This is a genomic window from Agromyces humatus (genome assembly GCF_021228295.1).
In the GTDB taxonomy this organism is placed as follows: domain Bacteria; phylum Actinomycetota; class Actinomycetes; order Actinomycetales; family Microbacteriaceae; genus Agromyces; species Agromyces humatus.
The window spans coordinates 549,102-572,396 of the sequence record NZ_JAJQPD010000001.1 but is presented as its reverse complement, the minus strand read 5'-3'; the positions used below and the strand labels follow the sequence as shown (position 1 = coordinate 572,396).

Annotated in this window: 17 protein-coding genes and 1 tRNA gene; 11 read left to right on the top strand and 7 right to left on the bottom strand. The window is 69.9% G+C overall.

Annotation, left to right across the window (positions count from 1 at the left end; genetic code table 11):
* Positions 1-106: 106 nt before the first annotated feature.
* Positions 107-1,729, top strand: a complete 1,623-nt coding sequence (locus LSF15_RS02555) for a DUF222 domain-containing protein (protein ID WP_232496944.1) — start codon at positions 107-109, stop codon at positions 1,727-1,729.
* 359 nt (positions 1,730-2,088) lie between these two features.
* Here LSF15_RS02555 and LSF15_RS02550 read toward each other — a convergent pair whose 3' ends face one another.
* Entirely contained in the window at positions 2,089-2,538 is a 450-nt protein-coding gene (locus LSF15_RS02550; protein WP_232496943.1) for a GtrA family protein, read from the bottom strand.
* Positions 2,539-2,599: 61 nt separating this feature from the next.
* On the opposite strand from LSF15_RS02550, the gene LSF15_RS02545 reads away from it, so the two are divergent.
* Both LSF15_RS02545 and LSF15_RS02540 read left to right on the top strand, forming a co-directional pair.
* Positions 2,600-3,379, top strand: coding sequence for a glycosyltransferase family 2 protein (locus LSF15_RS02545; protein ID WP_232496942.1), 780 nt, complete (start codon positions 2,600-2,602; stop codon positions 3,377-3,379).
* Positions 3,376-4,962 (top strand): glycosyltransferase family 39 protein, encoded by a 1,587-nt coding sequence (locus LSF15_RS02540; RefSeq protein ID WP_232496941.1) that lies wholly within the window; start codon positions 3,376-3,378, stop codon positions 4,960-4,962. Before LSF15_RS02545 ends, LSF15_RS02540 begins: the two co-directional genes overlap by 4 nt.
* Before the next feature lie 16 nt (positions 4,963-4,978).
* On the opposite strand, the gene LSF15_RS02535 is transcribed toward LSF15_RS02540, so the two are convergent.
* Entirely contained in the window at positions 4,979-8,164 is a 3,186-nt protein-coding gene (locus tag LSF15_RS02535) for a hypothetical protein (protein WP_232496940.1), read from the bottom strand.
* Positions 8,165-8,354: 190 nt separating this feature from the next.
* Here LSF15_RS02535 and LSF15_RS02530 point away from each other — a divergent pair, with 190 nt between their 5' ends.
* The 3 genes from LSF15_RS02530 to LSF15_RS02520 all read left to right on the top strand — a co-directional run bounded on the left by LSF15_RS02530 (position 8,355) and on the right by LSF15_RS02520 (position 11,795).
* A complete protein-coding gene (locus LSF15_RS02530; RefSeq protein ID WP_232496939.1) occupies positions 8,355-9,206 on the top strand; it encodes a universal stress protein in 852 nt (283 codons plus the stop codon).
* A 65-nt stretch (positions 9,207-9,271) separates the two neighbouring features.
* Positions 9,272-10,387: a heparan-alpha-glucosaminide N-acetyltransferase domain-containing protein gene (locus LSF15_RS02525; RefSeq protein ID WP_232496938.1), complete on the top strand. Its 1,116-nt coding sequence runs from the start codon at positions 9,272-9,274 to the stop codon at positions 10,385-10,387.
* A 106-nt stretch (positions 10,388-10,493) separates the two neighbouring features.
* Positions 10,494-11,795, top strand: a complete 1,302-nt coding sequence (locus LSF15_RS02520) for a UDP-glucose dehydrogenase family protein (RefSeq protein WP_232496937.1) — start codon at positions 10,494-10,496, stop codon at positions 11,793-11,795.
* Between the two features lie 18 nt (positions 11,796-11,813).
* On the opposite strand, the gene LSF15_RS02515 is transcribed toward LSF15_RS02520, so the two are convergent.
* The 4 genes from LSF15_RS02515 to LSF15_RS02500 all read right to left on the bottom strand — a co-directional run bounded on the left by LSF15_RS02515 (position 11,814) and on the right by LSF15_RS02500 (position 16,235).
* Positions 11,814-12,287, bottom strand: coding sequence for a VanZ family protein (locus LSF15_RS02515; RefSeq protein WP_232496936.1), 474 nt, complete (start codon positions 12,285-12,287; stop codon positions 11,814-11,816).
* 199 nt (positions 12,288-12,486) lie between these two features.
* Positions 12,487-12,560: transfer RNA gene (locus tag LSF15_RS02510), tRNA-Pro, on the bottom strand.
* Positions 12,561-12,618: 58 nt separating this feature from the next.
* The gene (locus LSF15_RS02505; protein WP_232496935.1) at positions 12,619-13,593 is read right to left on the bottom strand and encodes a metallophosphoesterase; all 975 of its coding nucleotides are present in this window, start codon (positions 13,591-13,593) and stop codon (positions 12,619-12,621) included.
* 8 nt (positions 13,594-13,601) lie between these two features.
* Positions 13,602-16,235 carry a transglycosylase domain-containing protein gene (locus LSF15_RS02500; protein WP_232496934.1) on the bottom strand — a complete coding sequence of 878 codons (2,634 nt, stop codon included), beginning with the start codon at positions 16,233-16,235 and terminating at the stop codon, positions 13,602-13,604.
* Between the two features lie 189 nt (positions 16,236-16,424).
* Between LSF15_RS02500 and sp36 the strand changes: the two genes are divergently transcribed.
* The 3 genes from sp36 (at position 16,425) to LSF15_RS02485 (ending at position 18,246) form a co-directional block, all read left to right on the top strand.
* Positions 16,425-16,658 carry a Sp36 family protein gene (gene sp36 / locus LSF15_RS02495; RefSeq protein WP_232496933.1) on the top strand — a complete coding sequence of 78 codons (234 nt, stop codon included), beginning with the start codon at positions 16,425-16,427 and terminating at the stop codon, positions 16,656-16,658.
* The gene (locus LSF15_RS02490) at positions 16,658-17,128 is read left to right on the top strand and encodes a RidA family protein (protein ID WP_232496932.1); all 471 of its coding nucleotides are present in this window, start codon (positions 16,658-16,660) and stop codon (positions 17,126-17,128) included. Before sp36 ends, LSF15_RS02490 begins: the two co-directional genes overlap by 1 nt.
* A 251-nt stretch (positions 17,129-17,379) precedes the next feature.
* Entirely contained in the window at positions 17,380-18,246 is an 867-nt protein-coding gene (locus tag LSF15_RS02485) for a DUF559 domain-containing protein (RefSeq protein WP_232496931.1), read from the top strand.
* 461 nt (positions 18,247-18,707) lie between these two features.
* Here the strand turns inward: LSF15_RS02485 and acs are convergent, their stop codons facing one another.
* The gene (gene acs / locus LSF15_RS02480) at positions 18,708-20,660 is read right to left on the bottom strand and encodes an acetate--CoA ligase (RefSeq protein WP_232496930.1); all 1,953 of its coding nucleotides are present in this window, start codon (positions 20,658-20,660) and stop codon (positions 18,708-18,710) included.
* Positions 20,661-21,114: 454 nt separating this feature from the next.
* Here acs and LSF15_RS02475 point away from each other — a divergent pair, with 454 nt between their 5' ends.
* Positions 21,115-22,158 carry a TadA family conjugal transfer-associated ATPase gene (locus LSF15_RS02475; RefSeq protein ID WP_232496929.1) on the top strand — a complete coding sequence of 348 codons (1,044 nt, stop codon included), beginning with the start codon at positions 21,115-21,117 and terminating at the stop codon, positions 22,156-22,158.
* Positions 22,155-23,261: a type II secretion system F family protein gene (locus LSF15_RS02470; RefSeq protein WP_232496928.1), complete on the top strand. Its 1,107-nt coding sequence runs from the start codon at positions 22,155-22,157 to the stop codon at positions 23,259-23,261. The genes LSF15_RS02475 and LSF15_RS02470 overlap by 4 nt, the downstream gene beginning before the upstream one ends.
* Positions 23,262-23,295: the final 34 nt, after the last annotated feature.

Here is a 23,295-nt window from a genome sequence, read left to right as displayed (position 1 = left end):
CGGGAGTGGCGCTGGTGATCGTGGCGGGGCATCCGGGCGTCTTCGGAGTTATCCACAGATCGAACATATCTACGAGAGTGTCAGTGGTCGATGACAGAATAATCGTATGGAACGTCGACCTGGTTCTCTCGAAGAGCTGCTCGCGAACTGCGAACAGCTCGCTGAGGTGTGGTCGGGCGCGGTCATCGCGGCCGAACGCGGCGGGGCCGGTGGGGTCGGTGGCGGCGAGGTCGGAGGCGACCCTGTCGGGGCGCTGAGCGACGACGGGCTCATGCGCGTCACGCGCGCGCTCGCCAAGGTCAGGCGCGAGGTCGAGTTGCTCGAGGTGCGGTGCGCCTCGGCCATTCACGAGCGGTCGACCACCGAGGTGCGCAGCGAGGGGCTCGCGGGTCGGCTCGGGTTCTCGAGCCCGCAGCGGCTCATCGCGTCGGCCACGGGCTCGGCGTCGCATCACGCGACGAAGCTCATCGAGGTCGCGCGAGCTACCGAGCCGCGCGAACGGTTCGGCGAGGCGTTGCCGCCCAGGTTTCCCGCGGTCGCGTCGGCGGTCGCCGCGGGGGCGATCTCGGTCGACGCGGCGCACTCGATCACGCGCTTCCTCGGGCGGGTGGCGCCCGGGGTCGAAGTCGCGAAGCTGCGATGGGCCGAGGGCGCGCTCGTCGAACGGGTCGCTGCCGTCGGGGTCGACGGGTTGGGGCACTATCAGAAGCTCGTCGAGGCGCAGCTCGATCCCCAACGCGTCGTGCGCAACGAGGCCCAGATGCGGGCCGATCGCGAACTGCGTGTGTGGCAAGACGCCGCGGGCATGGTCAACCTGCGGGGCCGGTTCGATCCGATCAACGGAGCGATGGTCAAGACCGCGATCGACACCCTCGTCGGCGCCGCGCTGCACGACTCGCGCGACAAGAACTCGAAGGCGCGGCTGGCCGCGGTGCGGGCGGCCGCTGAGGTCGGCGATGCGGGTGTCGGCGGTGTCGGCGATGCGGGTGTCGGCGGTGTCGGCGGTGTCGGCGGTGTTGGCGATGCGGGTGTCGGCGGTGTTGGCGGGGTCAGCGGTGTTGGCGATGCGGGCCGCCGCGGTCTCGGCATCCTCGGCGGTGCTGGATCCGACGTCGCAGATCTCGCGCTCGCCGACACGCGCACGCTCACACAGATGAGTGCCGATGCGCTCGCCGACATCGCGCGACTCGCGCTCTCGAGCGACGACGCGCCGCCGAGCCTCGCCGCCGCCACCGTGGTGGCCCGCATCGACCACGATGCGCTCGTCTCAGGTGTCGGGTTCGGCGAACTCGACGGCATCGAAACGCCGGTGTCAGCGGCCAGCCTTCGCGAGCTCGCGGCGGCGAACGATGTGATCCCCGCCGTGCTCGGTAGTCGCGGTGAAGTGCTCGACCTCGGGCGGCGTCAGCGTCGGTTCACCCGGGCCCAGCGCATCGCGCTCGCCGAACGCGACGGAGGCTGCGCCCACCCCGACTGCGACCGTCCGCCTGCCTATACGCAGGCGCACCACATCAAGTGGTGGAAGCGCCATCGCGGCCCCACCGACCTCGAAAATGGGGTGTTGTTGTGCACGTTCCATCATCACTTGCTGCACGACACCGGCTGGGGAATCTTCGTGCGCGACCATCGGGTGTGGTTCGTTCCACCCGCTTCGCTCGATCCCGAACAGCGACCCAGACCGGGGCGGCAAGCCAAGCGGCGCGATCTGGCGGCGATGCCCGCGGCGTGACGCTGTGGTGCGGTGGTGCTGCAGTGCTGCAGTGCGGTGGTGCGGTGACGCGGTGACGCGGTGACGCGCAGTGGCGCGGTGACGCGCAGTGGCGCGGTGACGCGGTGACGCGGTGGCGGGGTGACGCGGTGACGCGGTGGCGGGGTGACGCCGTGACGCGGTGGCGGGGTGACGCCGTGACTCGGTAACGCGTTGGCGGGGTGACGCCGTGACTCGGTGACGCGGTGGTGCGGTGACGCCGTGACTCGGTGACGCGGTGGTGCGGTGGTGCGGTGGTGCAGTGGGGCGGTGGTGCGGTGGTGCGGTGGTGCGGTGGGGCCGGGGGCGACAGCGCGTCGGACGGTCAGGTGGTCAGGTGGTCAGGGAGTCTTCGGGGGTGCAGTGCGGAACACGACGCTGTGGTACAGCCAGAAGCGCACGAGCACCACGATGACGATGCTCACCAGGTTGATGCCGTTCACGATGAAGGGACCGACCTCGCGACCGAGCACGGCACTCGCGGCTTCGACACCGGCCCACACGAGCAGCGCGCCCAGCGCGGTGCACGCGGCGTTCACGAGCACGAAGAGCACGATCTCCTGCGTGCGGCCACGGCGGTCGCGGTGGCGGAACGTCCACTCGCGGTTGCCGAAGTACGCGTTCACCAGAGCAACGAGCGACGCGACGACCTTCGCCGACACCGGATCCCACCCGAACACGAGGTACAGCAGGTTGAACACGCCGATCTCGATGAGCGTACTGATCGCGCCCACGGTGAGGAACCGGGCACCGAGCCCGGCAATTCGGCGCCATCGGGCTCGTTGCGACATCTCGACTACGCTACTACCCAGACTCGTGCAACCCCTGCACGTCAGCTGCTTGGGAGACGGCGTGCGCCTGAATCACCTCGCCGTGGTCATGCCGGCGTACAACGAAGCCGACGGCATCCCCGGCTTCGTGCGCGAACTGCACGCCGACCTCGCTCCGCTCGCCGAACGGCTCGACATCGTCGTCGTGAACGATCGATCGACGGATGCCACTGCCGAGGTGCTCACCGACGTCACGGCCGAGCTGCCCGGCCTGCACGTCATCACCGCCGAGCAGAACCGCGGCCACGGACCCACCGCGCTCGCCGCCTACCGTGCCGGCCTCGAGCTCGACCCCGACCTGCTCGTGCACGTCGACGGCGACGGCCAGTTCCACGGCGCCGATCTCGCACGACTCGTGACCGCCGCCGTCGACACCGGCGCCGACGTCGTGCACGGCGTGCGCACTGGCCGCACCGACCCGTGGTTCCGCCGAGTGCTGACGGCCTCGGTCGGCATGCTCGTCACGGTCGCGGCGGGTCGGCGCATCCCCGACGTGAACACGCCGCTGCGGGCCTACCGTCCGGCCACCCTGCGCGGGCTCCTGGCCGCGGTGCCCGAAGGCGCCCACGTGCCGCACGTGCACTTCTCGATCGCTGAAGCCCGCAGCGGCGCCACGGTGCGCTACCTGCGGGTGGCGAGCCTGCCGCGCCGCGGCGGAGACGCCCAGGGCACGATGTGGAGTGAGGGCGATGCCGTGATCCAGGCGCAACCGATGCTGCCGCCGAAGCGACTGCGCGAGTTCGTGCGCGCGGCCGCGGTCGAGTTGTGGCATGTCTCCCTGAAGCCCGGAAAGCGCTCGTGACGGTCGAGGCCCCGCGCCGGGGCATCCGCTCAGTCGATCTGTCGTTCCGGCCGATCGACCTGGTCTTCTGGATCGCCGTCATCGGCGTCGTGATCGCGAACCTCGCGGTGCTCGGGCCCGCACTGACGAGCGTGCGCCTCTGGGAGGACGAGGCCTTCAACCTCACGGTGCCGCTCAACCTGCTGCGGGGGCTCGGCTACTCGAGTGACGGCACGCTCTCGGGCAGCACGATCACGCCGTTCGACGTGCGCATCTCGACGGGGCCGGTGGTGATGCTGCCGATCGCCGCGCTCATGGCGCTCGGCATCGAGCCGGTGCTCGCCGGCAGGCTCGTCGGGCTGCTGGGCTGGAGCCTGCTGCTCGGCAGCCTGTGGTTCATCGGCCGACGCCTCGGTGGCCGCTGGGTCGGGCTCGTGGCCGCCGCGGTGCCGCTCGCGTACGCGGCCGATCCGCTGCCGTCGCCGATCCAGACGCCCGTCGACGTGCTCGGCGAGGTGACCGCGGCGGGGCTGCTCGCTGCGGCGCTCGTGGTGCTGCACCGGCGGCCGTGGCTCGCGGGGCTGCTCGTGGGCCTCGCCATCCAGACGAAATTCATCGCCCTGCTCGCGGTGCCCGCGTTCGCCATCGCCGCGCTGCTCGACGCGCCCGGCTCGAGCATCTGGCAGCGCGTGCGCGCGACCCTGCCGCGGGTGCTCGCCGCCGCCGGCCTCGCGGCCGCGCCGACATTCGTCTACGAGGTCGTGAAGTTCTTCTCGCTCGGGCCCGAGGCGGGCATCGAGAACCTGCGCAACTTCGGATGGTTCCTGCTCGGCGGCGGGCAGTTCGGCTACAAGGTGCCGCCGATCGACAAGCTGACCGTGTTCATCGGTGCGTGGCACCTGCCCGCGTCGGTCGTCTTCGGGCTCGTCGCGCTCGGCGTCGTGCTCGCCGTGATCGGGGCGATCGCCGTGGTGAAGCGGCCGAAGCTGCTCGCCGACGCGGCAGCGTCGCGCGCCGGACTCCGTGAGTTCGCCGTGGTCGCCGGGGTAGCCGTCCTGGGGCTGGTGACGTACCTCGTGTGGTGGCTGATGTCGTCGCACACGCCGCCGTGGTTGCGGCATCCGGCGCCCGGGGTGCTGGCGTTCCTGCCGGTCGCGATCGCGGCGGTGGTGGTGCTCGCGCGGGTGGCGCTGAGCTCGAAGACGTGGGGGCTGACGAAGCCCGAAGGCGGTGCGCGCACCACGGCGCGCGTGGTGGCGTTGCGGGTCGTCGCCGGGGTGCTCGCGGTCGCGGGTGTCGCGGTGATCTCGGTGTCGCTCGTCGGACGCATCGTCGGCCACTCCTACGGCATCTGGGAGACCCTCGACGACCAGCGCGCCGCCGCCGCCGACATCGCCGAGTTCGGCTACGACAGCCTCGCCAGCCCGTGGGGCGGCGGCGTCAGCGTGATCGTCATGTCGGGCGCCCACGCCGGACTCATCGACGCCGGACGCGCCGTCGCCGGCGACCCGCGCGTGTGGCCCGGAGAGCCGGCCGAGGCGTGCGAGCTGATGCTGCAGAGTGGCGACTACCGGCTCTGCGAGCCGCCGGTGCCGGCCGGCTGAAGCCACCCGCCGTCGGCTAGGCAGACGGCACGTCGACCGATTCGGTCGGGTCGACCGGGTCGACCGGGTCGACCGGGTCGACCGGAGGCGGAGTCGTGGGTCGGGGCGGTGGTGCGCCGCCGCTGTAGCCCAGCGCTTCCAGCAGTCTGTTGCGGGCCTCGACGTACTGCAACGAGCCCTGATAGCCGTTGTGACGCGCGACGGTCCACAGGTACGGGCGGGGCGCTCGCTCGCTTGCTCCGCGGTCGACGAGGTTCCCGTCACTGCGGTAACCGCTGACCGGGAATCCGAGGTAGTCAGTGCGACGCCAGAGATTGATCCACCGGGGAGGCGTACGCTTCGCGACATTCCCGCCGAGCAGCGTGAACAGGGTCGTGCCGGTCGGCTCGGGGGTACTGCTCGCCTTCCGCGACGGTCGGGTCGGGTCACCACGCTTCGGCAGAACCGCCCACTCCCGCCTGACCTCTTGGCCCCAGGGATCGCGAGCGAAGAGCAATGGAGCGCCGATTCCCTGGGTGCCGAGCACCTCCGGCCCGAACACGGCGGGGAAGAACCGGCCGAAGTAGGCGCGCAGTTGCACCCCATACGTGAGCAGCGCGATGCGCTCGATCGGAACCGCGTTGGTTTCGGTGGGCGCGTATGGGGCCTCGATGTCGTCGAAGTCGTCGAGCGGCGTGCCGCCGGCGCCGACCGCGAACGCCACGGCGACGACGATCGGGGCACCCATCGAGTGGGCCGACAGGATTGCGCCGCGTTCGCTCTCGGACGGGCGACGGAACCAGTCCTCGAGACGCTCCACGAGTTCGGGCACCGTGCGCTCGGCGTAGCAGGGCGGCGTGAACGGATGTCCGGCCCGGGGGAAGAAGCAGATGATGTCCCAGACCAGTCCGAGCGGGCGCTCCGTCGAGGTGATGGCGTTCGTCACGACCCACGCCACAGCGGCGAGGGCGAACAGCCCGAGTGCCCAGCCGGCGATGGTGGTCAGTTGGGCCCAGACAACGTTCCAAATGGCGATCGCCTCTGGTTGGGCCCACCCATTCAGCCAAGCGCCGATCGACCCTGGGGTGAGCAGCGGCACCGTCAGCGGTACGAGCGCGACCGCGGTGAGGATGGCGAGCACGGTCAGCATCTTCTCGCCGCGATGGGCGACCGCAGAGAGCCGGCGGGCCGACGCCACGATTCGATCCTTGTCGCGAAGGTGCTTCTCGACGATGGGGTAGTCCCGATTGAGGGGTTCGGTTGCGCCGCCTCGGTTGCGGTCGGCGATCAGGCGGCGGGTATCAGACCCGGTGGGGTATTGCAGTTTCGGCACGGTCAGACGCGGCACCCGCGAGAAGGCGGTGACGCAGACGATGGCGGCCAGCACGAACATGATCACGAGGATGAAGAGCAGCGAAACTGCGAACTGTTCGTAGAAGATGGGCGGAACGAGTTCCGGCCCTCCGCCGTCGGTCAGGCGCCTCCAGATGCGATCTTGGGTTTTCGCGGGCTCGCTCGATGTCGAGAGCCACGCGTGGGCACCGATCACCATCAGGCTCGTGATCACGAGCGACGAGAACAGCGCGACGAGCATGGCCACCGCCGCCCCGTTGCCGTGCCAACCGAGCAATCTGCGCAGATTCCGCTCGTCTCGGGAGTGACCGAGGTAGCCGAGCGCGAGCGCCACCAGTGCGAGACCGAAGGCCGCGATGGAGAGCCACGTGCGGGCAACAACGACCTCTGACGTGATCGGGGATTCAGCGACCAGCACGCAGTACTCAGCGACCAGTACGCAGAGGAAGGCCACGATGAGCGCGGCACCGCTCAGTCTCCTCCTCCAGCGGTAGGCCCAGGTGAGGCTCCACAGCGCGATCAGTGCGCAGATGATCGAGATCGCCACCGGTGCGACGCTGAGCCCCAGGAACGTCTCGTCGCCAGAACCGTCGCCGAAGCGGGGGAGTCCGAAGATCGACCAAATCGTCCACGCGACGTACGACAGCGCCGATGCCGACAGAACCAGTGTCGCGAAGCCACGGGTGGCGCGCACCGAGAGCCCGCCGACGTCGTTGACGGCGAGGCTGGCGACGACGATCGTCGCCAGCATCAGCACCGCGGCCACGACGAACCCGGTGAATGTGACCGGCGCTGTCTGTGCGGCGGAGACCACCCAGGCCCACGGGTCTGCAGCGGTGAACTCGTCGGCCATCTCGAACAGCGCGTCGATGGTCAGCAGGAGGAGCACGAAGCTCATGACGCCGGCGAAGTGCGCTCGCTCCGAGGTCTGCGACACGCGCGCGCGACGCCAGAATCCCGGCGTTGCGAGCAGCGGCTTTCCGGCCGACGCGCTCGTATCTTCGCGTTCTGCGGCGTCGATCGCGGTCGAGCTCCCCGCAGAATCGGCACTCGATGGGGAACTCGCCGCAGCCTTCGAAGCGAGCTTCGCGGCGGCTTTCGCGCTTCGCTTGTCTTCTCGACTGCTGGTGGTGGCGAGTTCGTCGGTTTCGAGGCTCTCGAAGTCGCGGTTCGGCTCGAACGCCCCACGTACCCGCAGCCCGATCAGATAGATCAGGAGCATCGCGAGCACCGGGACCACAGCGAACAGCGCGGACCGCGACACGCGGCTCCAGTCCTCGAAGATGTCGAACCATCCGGGCAGTGCGGCGCAGACCAACTCGACCTCGCCGGACGGCTCTCCGTTGGGATTCTCTCTGGGGCGATAACACTGCACGGCGATGAGGTCGACCATCACCGACATGAACCCCGTCGTGTAGAAGAGGGTCTGAAGCAGTGCGAACCACCTGATCGCCATTGCACCCGTGCCGCCGTGCCAGCGGTGGCGATCGCGTCGCACGACCGGGAGTGCGCCGGCGGGAGGTTCTCCTTGCGCGCTCGGTGGCAGCTTGTCGCCCGGGATGTCGCGGCGAGCCCAGTACGCGAGATTGCAGAGACCGAACGGCAGCACGAACAGCCAACTGAGGTGCACGATCGCACGACCGATCAGCGCGAGTGCGTTTCCGCCGGCGCGCGCCTGATTGCCCCACGAGTATGCTTCGACGCGCACGTTCGGGTCGGCATCGGGGTCGGGGCTGACCCGCTGCCAGAACGAACCCAGCTCGTCGCCCTCGACCTTGAAGACGTCGTCGGGCGTGGTGCTCAGCATGTCGTGGGGTGGCGAGTTGGCGATGCCATGCACGCGAAGCTCGAGCACCCGTTCATCACTCATCATCGAGTCCCCCCGCAGACTCCACTGGCGACGATGGGCTGAGTCTAGGGCAGATGAGCAATGCTCGGTTACCCCAGGTCGGGGGGAATCCTCACGGAGCGCGGCAGGCGCGAACCGCGAGCGGATGCCCCGCCGCACGGCTCTGGCTTCGCCGCGACATCCGCGGGATCATGGGTACGAGGGGGTCATCATGAGCGAGACCATCGTTGGTGTGAGCACTGCCGTGGAGGCCGGCCTGCAGGCCGTACGGTGGGCGGCCCGTCGAGCTTCGAAGCGGGGCGCGCGGCTGCACATCGTGCACGTCATCGACCTGGCCGTCGAGGTCACACGCGACGCCGACCTGATGGCCGCAGCCAAGGCCGAGGCACAGGGAGCCATCGACGCGGCCGTCGCCGCGGCCATCGAGATCGACCCGAACCTCGAAGTCGTGACGACGTTCGAGCACGGCCCCGCCACTGAGGTGTTCGACGAACTGTCGCGCAACGCCGAACTGCTCGTGGTCGGCAGCGACTGGCACGGCGGCAAGCGCCCCAGCCGGCGCGGGGTGCACAGTCTGCGCATCGCCGCCGGAAGCCACGTGCCCGTCGCCGTGATCCCCGACATCGACGTCACCGGGCGGCGCGGGGTCGTCGTCGGGGTCGACGGATCCGAGTCATCCGCCTCCACGCTCGAATTCGCGGCATCCGAAGCCGAACGCCTCGGCGAGCCGCTCATCGCCGTGCACGCGTGGGACATCGGCGTGATCGTCGGCGCCGAGTACGGCTACGGAGTGTCGATGGTCGACGACGGCGACCTCAGCACGGCCGCACGCGAACTGCTCGACACCGCCCTGCAACCCGTCGTGGCCGCGCACCCGCGGCTCGAGATCGACCGGCGCGTGGTCGTGGGCGATCCGGTCGTCGCCCTGTCGGATGCGGCCGACGAGGCCTCGCTGCTCGTCGTCGGCAGCCACGGACGCGGAGCGCTCGCGCGGTTCCTGCTCGGATCGGTCAGCCACGGCATGCTCGCGCATCTCGAGGGGCCCACCGTCGTCGTGCGCTGACGGTCGTCGGGCGCTGACGGGCGTCGGGCGCAACTCGACCGACGCGGTGTGCGAGGCTGTGACTCATGGCCGACCGCGCACCCGCAGCGACGCCTGCCGCGCGCGTCGACGGTGTCGATGCCGCCCGTGGCCTCGCGCTGATCGGCATGTTCATCGCGCACGTGTCGCCGGCTGCGGCATCCGCTGATCTCACGTCGCTCATCGCGCTGGCCGACGAACGCCCGCGCCTGCTGTTCGCGCTCACGGCGGGCATGGGCCTCGGGTTCATCACCGGCGCCACCCGGCCGCTCGTCGAAGGCCGCGGCCGGCTGCGCAGTCAGATCGCGATCCGCGCGGTCATCCTGATCATCCTCGGACTCGGCATCGCGCTCACGCTGCACCCGCTCGTGTTCATCATCCTCGACGTCTACGGCGTCGCGTTCCTGCTGCTGCTGCCGCTGCTGTTCCTTCCGCGGGGCGTGGTGCTCGGGGCGGGCATCGTGGCGCTCGCCGTCGCGCCGGCGCTCGCCGAGCTCGCCAAGCGAACCGCGTTCGTCGCCGAGCTCGACGCGTCATCGCTCGGGTTCGTCGCCGACTGGTTCGTGAGCGGCGCGTACCCGGTGCTCGTGTGGGTCGCCGTGATGCTCATCGGCCTGGCACTCGTGCGCTACGACCTGGGATCGCCGCGAGTCGTCGCGGTCGCGGCGCTCATCGGCACCTACGCCGCCGCGACCCTGCTGCCGGTCGCGGCGCTCATGCCGGGCGGCAACGCCGCGGCGGCCATCGACGCGCTCGGCGCCGACGCGCCCGTGTCGGCGACCACCACCGAGGCCGTGAGGCTCTCGATCGAGGCCGTCGGCAACGTCGGATTCGGCGTGCTCGTCGTCGCGGCCATGCTGTTGCTGCTGCAGTTCGCGGTGCCCCCCGTGCGGCGCGTGGCGCGGCTGCTGCTGTCGCCGATCACCGCCATGGGCGCGATGCCGCTCAGCGTCTACACCGTGCACCTCCTCGTCATCACCGCGGCGGTGCGCACCGAGAACGGCGTGCGCACCGACGATTCGTGGGAGCTGCTCATCGCCCTCATCGTCGGCTCGATGCTCTTCGCCTGGCTCTGGCGGCGGTACATCGGTCGCGGACCGCTCGAGCAGCTGCTGCGGTGGGCGAGCGGGCGAAGGCGAGCGGATGTCACGTCACGCACGTAGCCGCAATCGTCGAGGATGTCCCCTCACTCGCGTCGTCGCAACAGCCGCGGATGCCGCGTCACCCGCGTAGGGCAGAATAGTCAGGGTTTGTGACGAAGGAGAAGCTGTGCGTATTTCGGTGATCGGTTGCGGGTATCTCGGTGCCGTGCACGCTTCGGCCATGGCCGAGCTCGGGCACGAGGTCGTCGGCATCGACGTCGACGCGGCGAAGATCGCCGAACTCGCGGCAGGGCGTCCGCCGTTCTTCGAGCCAGGATTGCCCGAGATCCTCGCCTCGGCGACCGCGACCGGCCGGCTGCGCTTCAGCACCGACATCGCCGACGCGGCCGGCGCCGAGGTGCACTTCGTCGCCGTGGGCACACCCCAGGCCGCCGGAACGCACGCTGCAGACCTGACCTACGTCGACGCCGCGGTCGAGTCGCTGTTGCCGCACCTCGCCGAAGGGGCGCTCGTCGTCGGCAAGAGCACCGTGCCCGTCGGCACGGCCGCGCGCCTCGCCGCACGCATCGCCGAGGCTGCGCCGCACGCGACGCTGGCGTGGAACCCCGAATTCCTGCGCGAGGGATTCGCCGTGAAAGACACGCTCGAGCCCGACCGGCTCGTGTACGGCGTGGCCGACGACCACGCAGCATCCGTGCTCGACCAGATCTATCGCGCCGCGATCGAGGCCGGAACGCCGCGCGTCGTCACCGACTACGCCACCGCCGAGCTCGTGAAGGTCGCCGCCAACGCGTTCCTCGCCACCAAGATCAGCTTCATCAACGCCATGAGCGAGATCGCCGACGCGACCGGCGCCGACGTCACCGCGCTGGCCGATGCCATCGGGCACGACGCGCGCATCGGCCGACGGTTCCTCAACGCGGGCGTCGGGTTCGGTGGCGGCTGCCTGCCGAAAGACATCCGCGCGTTCACCGCTCGGGCTGAAGAGCTCGGCCGCGCCGACTCGCTCGCGTTCCTGCGCGAGGTCGACGAGATCAACCTCAGGCAGCGTCAGCGGGTCGTCGACCTCGCCGTCGAGGCGCTCGACGGCAGCGTGCACCAGAAGCGCATCGCGGTGCTCGGGGTGACGTTCAAGCCCGAGTCCGATGACGTGCGCGACTCGCCCGCGCTCGACGTGGCCGTGCAGCTCAAGGGCCTCGGTGCCGAGGTCATCGCCACCGACCCCGAGGGCATCGAGAACGCCCGGCTTCGACACCCCCAGCTCGACTACACGACCTCGACCCGCGAGGCGCTGCGCGGCGCCGACCTCGTCGTGCTCGTCACCGAGTGGCGCGAGTACCGCGGCCTCGACCCCGTCGAGACGGGGCAGCTCGTGGGTGCCCAGCACGTCATCGACGGGCGCAACGTGCTCGACGCCGCCGCGTGGCGCGCCGCCGGGTGGACGTACCGCGGGCTCGGGCGGCCGTAAGGGCGGTCCGCGCCGCGACTACCGCGTCGGCGCTGCGCCGCTGCGAACGCGCGCGACGCGCCGAGCTCGGGTGACGAGCACGGGCACGAGCGCCCCGATCGCCGCACCTGCGGTGTTGGCGACCACGTCGCGCGGATCCACCGTGCGGTCGGGAAGGAACAGTCCCTGCGCCGTCTCGGCGGCGATGCTGAACCCCAGCGCGAGCCCTGCGGCCGTGGCGACACGCAGCACCGGATGCCAACGCTCGGCGGCGAGGGCGACGAGCAGGCCGAACGGGAGGAACAGCACCCCGTTGGCGACCGACTCGACGAGCGGATACCCCGCCTCTGGGCTCACGCCGAGACCGCCCAGCCAGCCGAGCACGCCGTCGAAGCGGATCAGCCCGCCATCGCCGTCGACGTGCACCGGCCAGAACAGCACGATCGACAGTGCGAACGCGTACAGCACGGCAGCTGCAGCGAGCAGGCCGTGGCTTCGTGCGGTCGAGGTCACCGGCACAGGCTACCGGCCGGGCCTGAGCGTGCCGTCTGTGCGTGCCGTCTGTGCGTGCCGTCTGTGCGTGCCGTCCGAGCGTGACGTCTGAGCGTGCCGTCTGAGCGTCTCGTCGGCGCCGGCGGCCGACGCGTGACGTGCGAGTCGGGTGCGGGAACGACGAAGGCCCCCTTCGCCAGAAGAGGGCCTTCACCAAGTGTCGGGGTGACAGGATTTGAACCTGCGACCTCGTCGTCCCGAACGACGCGCGCTACCAAGCTGCGCCACACCCCGGTGCCCTTGCGGGCCTCAACAAGGATAGCCGATAAATCGAGGCCGCCCGACCAGCTCGCTACTCGGTCGGAACCAGTGTGAGCAGCGTCGCCTCGGGCGGGCACGCGAAGCGCACCGGCGCGTAGATCGACGTGCCGAGGCCCGCCGACACGTTGAGGAACGCCGAGCGCAGACCGTGCCGCCAGACGCTGAGGCCCTTCACCTGCGAGCGCGGGATGTCGCAGTTGGTGACGAGCGCGCCGAAGCCGGGCACGCACACCTGGCCGCCATGCGTGTGGCCCGCGAAGATGAGTTGCGCCCCATGGTTCACGAACGAGTTCAGGACCCGCTGGTAGGGCGCGTGCGCCACGCCGACCGTGACGGTCGGGCGTCGTTCAGCGGCGGATGCCTCGTCGGGCCAGGTCTCGTCGCCGAGCGGGTCTTCGGCGCGCAGGTCGTCGATGGCCGCGGTGATGAGGTCGAGGCGGTCGTAGCCCTTGTGCGGGTCGTCGACCCCGAAGAACTCGAAATGCGTGCCGCGGACATCGAGGCTCGCCGCGGTGTTGTCGAGGTCCTGCCAGCCGAGATCGGCGAAGTACCCGTGCAACTCGTCGATGTCGAGGGGCTTGGACCTCGCCATGTGCTTCGACGGGCCGACGAAGTAGGTGAACGGGTTCTTCAGGGCCGGCCCGAAGTAGTCGTTCGAACCGTTGACGAACACGCCCGGCACACCCCGGAACGGCTCGAATGCCCGCCGGATGCCCTCGATGCCGCGCTCATGGCCGAGGTTGTCGCCCGTGTCGACGATGAGGTCGGGCTCGAGGCCGGCGAGGCCGCGCACCCAGTCCTGCTTGTCGCGCTGCCACGGCGCCATGTGCAGGTCGGTGAGGTGCAGCACCTTGATCGGCTTCGAGCCGGGCGGCAGCACCGCGACATCCGCTCGGCGAAGCGTGAATCGGGTGCGCTCGACGAGCGATCCGTACGCGAATGCGGCGGCGCCCGCCGCGCCGATCGCAAGTGCGATCCGCGCGACGGGCGTCAGACGGGTTGCCAATCGGGGGCTCAACCCTCCTCAGGGGCGTTGCCGTCGCCGGGGCCGCCGCCATCGCCGTTGCCGTTGCCGGCGCCCAGTCGGCCGACGGTGATGGTCACCTTGTCGCCGCGCTTGGCGTTCTCGCCGGCGCCGGGCGACTGCGAGATCACCACGCCGACCTGAGCCGGATCGGTGGTGTCTTCCTCACGGCGATCGACGCGGAAGCCCGCAGCGGTGAGCGCGGCCTCTGCCTGGTCGGCCGGCTGACCGGTCACGTCGGGGACGCTGGCCCCGTTGCCGCGGCTGACCTGCAGCGAGATCACCGCACCCCTGCTGGCGGTGCCAGACGGGTTCTGCGCACCGATCGTGCCCTTCGGCTGCGCCGAGTCGACGTCGCCGTCCATGGTCCAGCCGAAGCCGGCGTCTTCGAGCGCCTTCTGCGCAGCCTCGGGGGAGAGGCCGAGCACATCGGGCACCGACACCTGCGGGGCGAAGAGCAGGTTCTGAGGCGGTTCGGGGAACGATTCGCCGGGGTACTTGCTGTTCGCGACGTCCATGACGCGCGGCCAGATGTTGTGGCGCAGCACCGCGGCCTCGCCCGCGTCGAAGTACGTGTCGCGCAGGTTCACGTGGCCGGTGACGTTGTAGACGCCGACGACGGTCGCGACGCGCGTCGAGGCACCGCTCATCCACGTGGCCTCGGCGTTGTCGGTCGTACCGGTCTTGCCGATCATCGGAGTGCCCTGCGTGTCCATCTTGTAGAGCGACGACGAACCCGTGCCACTCGTCATGACGCGCTGCATCGCGTAGTCCATGCCGGCCGCGACCTCGGCGGTGACGGCCTGCGTGCACTCGGAAGCGGGCGCAGCGATCGGCTCGCCCTCGGCATCGGTGATCTTGTCGATGGCGATCGGCGTGCACGAGACGCCCTTGCCGGCGATCGCCGCGAAGGCCGTGGCCATGGCGAGGGGGGCGACCTCTTCGGTGCCGAGCACGGCAGAAGGCTGGAAGGTCCACGAGGGCTCGCTCGAGGGCGTGCCGAGTTCGCCGCCGTCGGCGCGACCGTCGCTCATGAGCGCCGTCGCGGTCTTCTTGATGCCGCAGAGGTCGAGCTGCTTCGCCATGGCGACGAAGCCCGTGTTGTAGGAGTTCACCGTGTTCTGCAGCGCGCTCCAGTAGCCGCCCTGTTCACCGCCGTCGTTGCGGGGGTCCCAGCCGTCGACGTTCACCGGGCCGTTGCAGCTGTCGTTGAACGTGCCCCAGTTCGAGCGCTTGCGCGAGTCGACGCTCTCGTTGACCGAGTGGCCCTCGTTGAGCCATTCGCCGAGCGTGAAGACCTTGAACGTCGAACCGGGCTGGAAGCCGCTCGAACCGCCGTAGTTGTGGCGAGCGTTGTAGTTGACGGCGCTGTAGTTGTTGCCCGTGTCGAGCACGGTCGGGTCGCTGCTGTAGTCCTTGTTCTGCGCCATCGCGAGGATGCGGCCGGTGGCGACCTCGACCGACACGACCGAGCCGCCGATGTCGATGCCCTCAGCCGTCTTCGGCACGTTCTCGTTGAGCGCCGTCGTCGCCTCGTTCTGCAGGTCCATGTCGATGGTCGTGTAGATGTCGAGCCCGCCCTGCTTGAGCATCTTGGCGCCCTCGTCGACATCTTCGGTCGCGGGGTCGTCGAACTTGTTCTTGATCTCCCACGTGACGTAGTCGCAGAAGAACGCGTACACCGGTGCCGCCTGGCAGCCGGTGACGGGCTCGGTGATCACGGGCTGCACGGGCGTCGCGACAGCGGCGTCGTGCTCTTCCTGGGTGATCTTCTTCTCTCTGAGCATCTCGCCGAGGATGTAGTCGCGGCGGTCCTTGTTGGCCGCGTACGGCACGGTCTCGCCGTCGATGACGGTTGCCGCGCCGTTCTTCTCGCTCTCGGGGTAGTCGAGGCGGAACTTCTCGGGGTTGTTCACGATCGCGATGAGGCTCGCAGCCTGCGGCAGCGTGATGTCTTTCGCGTTCGTCTGGAAGTAGTACTGCGCGGCGGTCTGCACGCCGTAGACGGTGCCGCCGAACGCGGCGATGTTCAGGTAGCCCTGGAGGATCTCGTCTTTCGAGACCTCCTTCTCGAGGGTGATCGCGTACCGCATCTCTTTGAGCTTGCGGTCGACCGTGGTCTCGGTGTGCTGCTCCCAGGCGGCGATGCGCTCTTCTTCGGTCTTCGCCTTCGCCATGTCGTTGTTCACGAGCACGTTCTTCACGTACTGCTGCGTGATCGACGAACCACCCTGCGTGTCGCCCGCGACGACGGTGTTCAGCGCGCCGCGCACGGTGCCGGCGATGTCGACGCCGCCGTGGTCGTAGAAGCGGGGGTCTTCGCCGGCGATTGCGGCGTCCTTCAGGTACTGCGAGACGTACTCGAGTGCGACCTCTTCGCGGTTCTCGTCGTAGAACGAGGCCATCGGCGACGCGTTGCCGTCGGACTTGACGGCGTAGATGGTCGACTTCTGCGCGAGTTCACCTGGCTCGAGGTAACCGGGAAGGTTCTCGAACATCGTGATGCTGTTGTTGGCGGCCATTCCGGTCACCGCGAGTGCCGGGGTCACCGCGGCGGTGACGAGAACGCCGGCGAGAGCGCTCATGCCGACGAAGCCGAGGATTCCGGCGCCGACGTCGCTCATCGTACGTTTTTGGGCAGACATATAGTGGAGCGTAACGGAGAAATCTGGCAAAACCCGCTACGCGCCCAGTGCGCCGCGATGCTCGCCCGACACACCGTGATGCACCGAATCTCTGCGTACCCATCGTACGCGCCGAACCGCACCGATCCACAGAACCGCCCACCGAACCGCACCGTCAAGGAGTCGCACATGCCGACCTGGGAGTACATCACCACTCCGCTGCTCATCCACAACACCGCCGCGATCCTCAACAACTGGGGTTCCGAGGGCTGGGAGCTCGTGCAGATCGTGCAGGGGCCCGAGGGCGGTCTCGTCGCGTACCTCAAGCGCCCGATCGGCGGCGAGACCTCGGCCGCGGCATCCGCCGGCGCTGCAGCCGCCGCCCAGGCGGCCAAGCAGTTCGAGGGCGAGGGCCACGCCTGATGGCCGCGTTCGAGTCGCGACTGGCCGAGCTCGGCATCGCGCTGCCCGAGGTCGCGCCGCCCGTTGCCGCGTACGTGCCCGCGGTCGTCACCGGCAACCACGTGTACACCTCGGGACAGCTGCCGTTCACGGCGGGCGCGCTGCCCGCGACGGGCAAGGTCGGCGACGGCCGGGGGCTCGTGCCCGCCGACGACGCCAAGGGTTACGCCCGCACCTGCGTGCTCAACGCGCTCGCGGCGGTGCGCGCCGAGCTCGGCTCGCTCGACCGCGTCACCCGCGTCGTGAAGCTCGTGGGCTTCGTCGCGAGCGACCCCGCCTTCACCGGGCAGCCCGGCGTGATCAACGGGGCCTCCGAGCTGCTCGGCGAGATCTTCGGCGATGCGGGCCGGCACGCACGCTCGGCCGTCGGCGTGGCCGTGCTGCCCCTCGACTCGCCCGTCGAGCTCGAGCTGATCGTCGAGTTCGCCTAGCCCCGCCCCCGCCCCGGGCCCCGCCGCGCCCCGCGCCGGGTTTACAGGACAAGTTGGAGTGAACAGGACGACCGGGTCGAACGGTCGTCCTGTAGAACCCAAAATGTCCTGTCTGCCACGGCGTGTCGAAGCTGCGATCTGCAGCGCGCGCGCCGCCGAACTCCTCCTCCACAGGTGAACGGCACGAGCGCCGGTACACACTGATGCTGCGCCGACCTCCTAGTGACGCGCTCGTGCCGCAGGCTGGTCGAATGGGATCGGTCGTCAAGGCGCTTGGGGCCAGCAAGGCCGCGCATCGGCGCGTGCTTCGCGATGCCGGCATCGGCGCGCTCGAGCTTCGAGAGGCCATCGGCAGGGGTGACGTCAAGGCGGTGAGGCGCGACTGGATCGTCGGAAGGAAATGCGATCCGATGCTCGAGCGCGCGCTCTACTCGGGGGCGACGTTGGCGTGCGTGTCGGCAGCGGCGGTTCATGGACTGTGGTCGGTCGACAGCGAACACGTGCACGTCAGCGCGGGGCGGCACGCGTCACGACTCACATTGACGGCACCCGAGACGATGAGCGAGCAGCGCGACCTCGCCGTGCATTGGACGCGCAATCCGACGGCGGGCGCCGCAATCGGCATTCGCGCGAGTATTGACGGGCTGCCCCGCGTGCTGGTCCAGATCGCGCGGTGTCAACCGGTCGAGCAGGCTGTTGCGGTGTGCGATTCCGCGCTCGTGCGGTGCAAGGTCTCGTTGCCCGAATTGCGCGCGCTCGCGGCATCCGACCCGGTGCTTCGCCGTGTCGTCGAACACGTGCACCCCCGTGCCGACTCGGGCGTCGAATCGATCGCGCGCGTCAGGCTCGCACGTCGTGGAGTGCTGATGGTGCCGCAGATCGAGGTTGACGGGCATCGGGTCGACGGAATGATCGGTCAACGGCTCCTGCTGCAGTTCGACGGCTTCGGGCCGCACAGCTCGCGGGCACAACGCAACAAGGACTTGCGCGAGGATCAGCGCTTGGTTCGCAAAGGGTACCTTGTCGTGCGCTTCAGCCGCGATCAGGTGATGTACGAGTGGGCGATGATCGAATCGACCGTGCTCAGCCTGATGGCCCAGGGGCGCCACAACTGGTGAAGGTGGGCGCCTGGGGTTGACCGCCATGCGGTTGACAGGACTTCTGGCGCTTTGCAGGACACCTGACCGGTCGAGTCGTCCTGTAATTCCGCTAACGTCCTGTACACACCGGAGAGCCTGGCTCAGGGGTGGGCCTGGCGCAGGGGAGAGCATGGCTCAGGGCGGGCCTGGCTCAGGGGTGGGCCTGGTTCAGGGGTGGGCGTGGCGCAGGGGAGAACATGGCTCAGGGTGGGCCTGGCTCAGGGGTGGGCCTGGCTCAGGGGTGGGCCTGGCTCAGGGGTGGGCCTGGTTCAGGGGTGGGCGTGGCGCAGGGGAGAACATGGCTCAGGGGTGAGCCTGGCTCGGGGAGGGCCTGGCGCAGGGGCGGGCCTGGCTCAGCACCTCGGACGAATGAGGGATGCCCCGGCGGGAACGATCCCGCCGGGGCATCCATTCATCCCGCAGTTCGTGGTCGCAGGCCGCTACTTCACCTGCTCGCTGATGATCTGCATGATCGACGTGTCGGCGAGGGTCGTGGTGTCGCCGATCTGCCGGCCCTCGGCGAGATCGCGCAGCAGGCGGCGCATGATCTTGCCCGAGCGCGTCTTCGGCAGCTCGTTGACGATGAACACCTGGCGAGGCCGGGCGATCGCGCCGATCTGCATGGCGACGTGCTTGCGCAGCTCTTCGGATGCGTCGGCCGGGTCGGTGGCGTGCGAGACCTGGCTCGCCTTCAAAATGACGAAGGCGACGACCGCCTGACCGGTGGTCTCGTCGGATGCCCCGACCACGGCGGCCTCGGCCGTCCACGGGTGGGCGACGAGCGACGACTCGATCTCGGCGGTCGAGAGACGGTGACCCGACACGTTCATGACGTCGTCGACCCGGCCCAGCAGCCAGATGTCGCCGTCTTCGTCGTGGCGGGCGCCGTCGCCGGCGAAGTACTTGTCGCCGAACTTCTCCCAGTAGGTCTCTTTGAACCGTTCGGGGTCGCCCCAGATGCCGCGCAGCATCGACGGCCACGGTTCACTGACGACGAGCAGGCCGCCGCTCTCGCCCTCGACGGGCGTGCCGTCGTCGCTGAGGATGTCGATCGAGATGCCGGGGATCGGCACTTGCGCCGACCCGGGCTTCAGGTCGGTGATGCCGGGCAGCGCCGAGATCATGATCGCGCCGGTCTCGGTCTGCCACCACGTGTCGACCACGGGGATCGAGCCGCCGCCGATGACGTGGCGGTACCAGATCCACGCTTCGGGGTTGATGGGTTCGCCGACCGAGCCGAGCAGGCGGAGTGAGCGCAGGTTGAACTCGTGCGGGATCTGCCGGCCGAGCTTCATGAACGAGCGGATCGCGGTGGGCGCGGTGTAGAGGATCGAGACCTTGTACTTCTCGACGATCTCCCACCAGCGGCCCGGGTGCGGGGTGTCGGGCGTGCCCTCGTAGAGCACCTGGGTCGCGCCGTTCGCGAGCGGGCCGTAGACCACGTAGGAGTGCCCGGTGACCCAGCCGACGTCGGCGGTGCACCAGTACACGTCGGTCTCGGGGTGCAGGTCGAAGACGTACTTGTGCGTGAACGCGGTCTGGGTGAGGTAGCCGCCGCTCGAGTGCACGACGCCCTTGGGCTTGCCGGTGGTGCCCGACGTGTACAGGATGAACAGCGGATGCTCGGCGTTGAAGGCCGTCGCTTCGTGCTCGGCCGGCGCCGTGCCGACGGTCTCGTGCCACCACTGGTCGCGGCCCGGCTCGAGCGCGACGTCGTTCTCGGCGCGCCGGACGACGAGCACGTTCTCGACGCTGCCGGCGGTCTTCGCGATCGCCTCGTCGACGGTGGGCTTCAGCGGGAACACCCGCCCCTTGCGGTAGCCGCCGTCGGCGGTGATGACGAGCTTCGCCTCGGCGTCGTCGATGCGCGACGCGAGGCTGTCGGAGCTGAAGCCGCCGAACACGACCGAGTGGATCGCGCCGATGCGCGCGACCGCGAGCATCGAGATGACGGCCTCGGGAATCATCGGCAGGTAGATGGCGACACGGTCGCCCTCACCCACGCCGAGGCCCTCGAGCACGTTCGCGGCGCGCTTGACCTCGTCGGTGAGCTCGGCGTAGGTGATGTCGCGGCTGTCGCCGGGCTCGCCCTCGAAGTGGATGGCGACGCGGTCGCCGAGGCCGGCCTCGACGTGACGGTCGAGGCAGTTGACGGCGACGTTGAGCTCACCGTCGTCGAACCACTTCGCGAAGGGCGGGTTCGACCAGTCGAGCGTGCGGGTGAATGGTTTGTGCCAGGTGAGCAGTTCACGGGCCTGGTCGGCCCAGAAGGCGAGGCGATCGGCCTTGGCGGCCTCGTAGAGGGCCGGGTCGGCGACGGACTGGGCGGCGAACTCGGGGCTCGGGCGGAAGCGCCGGATCTCCTCGAGCGCGTGATCGATCTGAACGGTCATGGTTCTGCGGTCGCTCCTTCGCGATTGGTTCCACGGATGGGTCGCCTGCCCCACCAGCAGATTACCGCCCGCCCGCGACCCGGCTGCACACGCGGCGAAACACGACCGTAATCCGCTCTTCCGCGCACGACCGCAAGGGGTTACTGTGCCTTTGCGCAGAGAAAACTGCATGTCCGCACAAATGCGGACAAATAATGCTTGCGCATCGTTCTGCAAGCCGTATGCTGGGTTGCGCCCGAACACTCGTTTCGAGGCCTGCAGCACTCGTGATTCCCCCCAATCCTTGTGCTGCCGAGGCGGCACCTGTTCCCCCCAATGGGTGCCGCCCCCTTTCGTTAACAGCGCGTGAGCGCAGCGGGTTGAGTCCTCCTCCACAACGGCGTGGTGGAGGCTCTTTCCCTATGTGCGGGCGATCGGATGACCCGGGGCCGAGCTGATTTCCTACGCTCACGGCATGAGCATCCCCTTCGTGGCACGCCCGTCATGGGGCACGGTTCGGTCAGATCCGGCCGTCGCCCCGAGTGACGGCGATGCGGCGGCCGAGACGCCCGTCGTCGAGCCGCCCGCCGCGATACCGGTCGACCTCTCGGTGCTCGGGCCGCTCGAGCCGTTCGCCGCGGCCGGGCCTGTCACCGACTTGTTCGTCAACGGCGAGCACGGACTCTGGGTCGATCGCGGCGCCGGCGCCCGCCACGAACCGGGCTGGTTCGCCGACGAAGCCGAGGTGCGCGCGCTCGCGGTGCGGCTCATCGCACGCGGCGGCCGGCACGTCGACGAGGCGACCCCCGCCGTCGATGTGCGCCTGGGCCGGGGCATCCGCGTGCATGTGGTGCTGCCGCCGGTCTCGGCGACCGGAACCCTCATCTCGGTGCGCATTCCGCGCACAGCCGGATTCTCGCTCGCCGCGCTCGCGCGCGCCGGCATGCTCGCGGCGACGCAGCAGCAACGCCTCGGCGAGGCGGTCGCCGCACGCGAGAACGTGCTCGTCACGGGGGCCGGCGGCACCGGCAAGACCACCCTGCTCGCCGCCTTGCTCGGCGAGGCGCCCGAGCGCGAGCGCATCGTCGTCATCGAAGACGTCGCCGAGCTGCAGATCGCGCATCCGCACGTCGTCGCCCTCGAGGCGCGGCAGGCGAACCTCGAGGGCACGGGTCGCGTCGGGCTCGACGCGCTGCTGCGCGAGGCGTTGCGCATGCGGCCCGACCGGCTCGTCGTGGGCGAGTGCCGCGGGGCCGAGCTGCGCGAACTGCTCGCCGCGCTGAACACGGGTCACGACGGCGGCGCCGGCACCCTGCACGCGAATTCGCTGGCGGATGTCCCGGCCAGGCTCGAGGCGCTCGGGGCCACGGCCGGGCTCTCGCCCGACGCGGTCGCCCGTCAGACGGTGAGCGCGTTCGACCTCGTGCTGCATCTCGAGCGGGTCGCGGGCACGCGGCGGCTCGCGCAGCTCGGCCGGTTCGAGCAGCGCGGCGACCGACTCGGCATCGAGGCGCTGTGAACCGGCGGCAGGCGGGTGGGGGAGTGGCGGCGCTCGTCGAACGGCTTCGCGCGTGGCGACGGCGGCCCGACCCTGCCGCCGAGGTCGACGCGATCGCGAGCATCACCGAGCGCGTGGCCGTGCTGCTCGCCGCCGGGGTGCCCGCATCGAACGTGTGGCGGCACCTGCAACCCGCCGGCGAACCGGGTTCGGAGGACATCCTGGCTCTGGGAGGACAACCAGACCCTCGCGCGTCCTCCGATTCCCCAGAAGTCCGCCGAACCCGGGTTGGTGCCCACACGGGCCAGACTGCAGCGTCGGCCGATGCGGCCGTGCTCGCTGCGGCGGCTCAGGCGGCCGCGATCGGCGAACCGGTCGGCGCCGTCATCGTCGCCACGAGCCGCGGCCAGGCCGACGCCTCCTCGGCGTGGCCGGTGCTCGCAGCAGCATGGACGGTCGCAGCCGAGTCGGGCGCCCCGCTCGCCGTGAGCCTCAGGAGCCTCGCCACCGTGCTGCGCGACGAGGCACAGCTGCGCCGCGAGGTCGGTGCCGCGCTCGCCGGGCCGGCGGCGAGCGCGCGACTCGTCATGGCACTCCCGGCGATCGCCGTGCTGTTCGGCGCCGCGCTCGGCTTCGACACCGTCGGGGTGCTGTTCGGCAACCCGCTCGGCCTTGCATGCCTCGCGGTGGGCGCCCTGTTCCTCTGGGGCGGGCAGCGCTGGAACCGGCGGCTGGCCCGCACGGCGTCGCAGTCGAGGGCCGACGCCGGGCTCGAGCTCGAACTGCTCGCGATCGCGATGTCGAGCGGAACCTCGATCGAGCGGGCGCGCGACCTCGCCCGTCGCGTCATGCGCGAGTACCTGCCGCACGTCGGCGACGGCGGGCAGGTCGAGGCGGTGATCGAGCTCTCGGCGCGGGCGGGCGCGCCGGTGGCCGAGCTGCTGAAGGCCGAGGCGTTCCGCGTGCGTCGCGCCGCCCGTGCCGACGGCGCCGCCCGTGCTGCGGCGCTCGGCGTGCGGCTGATGCTTCCGCTCGGCGTCTGCGTGCTGCCGGCGTTCGTCCTGCTCGGCGTCGCCCCGCTCATGATCTCCGTCATCTCGGGCACACTCGGTGGTGCCGTGTGACGAACTCAGGCTCGTGCCATCCTCCTGCCGGCTC